This is a genomic window from Vibrio sp. Vb1574, from assembly GCF_033338675.1.
Genome location: NZ_JAWOTC010000141.1, coordinates 1 through 1,643 on the forward strand (window position 1 = coordinate 1; position 1,643 = coordinate 1,643).

Below are 1,643 nucleotides of genomic sequence, written 5' to 3' on the forward strand. Positions count from 1 at the left end.
ACAGGTAGCCTTGATGGTATTGCACTCCCATATTTTTCAAATGCTCTGCTTGCGCCGGCGTTTCGACGCCTTCAGCAATCAACTTCACTTGCAGCTCGTCCGCAAAATGAACGATGGCATTCAATACGGATGCACTCACACTTTGAATGCCTATGGTTTCAACAAAACACTTGTCGATCTTCAAATAATCAATTTTCATGTGCTGCAAAAATGCTAACGACGTTTGCCCAGTTCCAAAGTCGTCGATCGATAAAGCAAAGCCCAGCTTTTTAATCGCATTCAGCATTTGCAGCGTATGTTCGCTGTCACTCATCACCGCGCTTTCCGTTAGCTCAAACGTGATGCAACTTGGATCAAGTTCGGTTGTGCGCAGCAGCTTCTCCATAAAGTCGATCAACTGAGGGTTGCCAAACTGTTCTGGAGACAGGTTGATCGCGACGCGACCCGGCAAAATGCCTTGTTGTTTCCAGCGTTTTACGGTGTTGAATACATCACGCATCACCACGCGGCCCAGATGCTCAATCAAACCTGCTCGTTCCGCCACAGGAATAAATGATCCTGGGCTAATGTAGCCCTCAACCGGATGTTTCCAACGTACTAAAGCCTCAGCGCCATTGATACTGAAATCACGGGCGTTCACTTTGGGCTGATACCAAACTTCAAGACCATTTTGCTGCAGGGCTTTTTGCAGTTCGATTTCGAGCCACAAACGCATACGCGCTTCTTTGTTCATTTGGTCATTGAATTTGATCAGACGGTTTCGCCCGCGATCTTTGGCTTCGTACATTGCGGTATCGGCGTTTTGTAGCAAGATACGAGCATCCTGCCCATCTTCCGGATAGCGGACGCTACCAATTGAGCAGGCAAGACGTTTACTGAAATGGTGCAGATCAAAAGGTTGGTTTATCAAAGAAATAATGCGATCTGATAACACTTCTGCCATGCGCGAGTTTTCTGGCTCAGGAAGGATGATGCCGAACTCATCACCGCCAAGATGGCCGATGATCGCTTGGTTTGGCAGCAGTCGTTTTAAACGTGCAGAAACTTCTTGGATGACTTTGTCACCGATGTGATGACCCAGCGAGTCATTAATGTTCTTAAAGTTATCGATATCGAGGTAAAACACCAATAGCGGTGTTTGGCTTTTGATCAGTTGTTCTAGGCGCTTGGTGAAACCAAATCGGTTATACAGTTTGGTTAAAGAGTCGATATGAGAATCTTCACTGGAGGCTGACGACAAGTGTTTTGGTGTGTCATCCGCATCTTGGATAAGAAGAATTTGAGATTCACTGCCTAGAATTGCCGTCGAGTCCGCATGCAATTGGACTTTGCGCTCAAATCCGCAACGCGCGCTAGTCAGGCAAACAAACGGTTTGTCCGAAATAAGCGTGCTGAGTCGGTGACTGAAAACTTTTTTGGTGTTTTCGTCGATGAACAAGCGAGAGAGCTCTTCACCGAGTAGCTCGTGAGGGGAGTTAAGCCCAAGCAGACGAGCCGAGGCAGGGTTTGCTGAGATGATGGTGTCATCTTCAATCAGCAGCAGGCCATCGGGCAATAGTTGGGTCAGCTTGGCAAATTTGTTTTCGGCTTCTTCCAGAGAGCGGACAAGTATTTGCTTTTCGGAGGTGTCGACGGCGTGAAAC

1 protein-coding gene is annotated in these 1,643 nt (G+C 47.5%); it reads right to left on the bottom strand.

Annotated features, from left to right (window positions below; genetic code table 11):
• Positions 1-1,643, bottom strand: a 1,643-nt coding sequence (locus R7O12_RS24235; RefSeq protein ID WP_318126585.1) for a putative bifunctional diguanylate cyclase/phosphodiesterase, incomplete at both ends; no start/stop codon positions are given.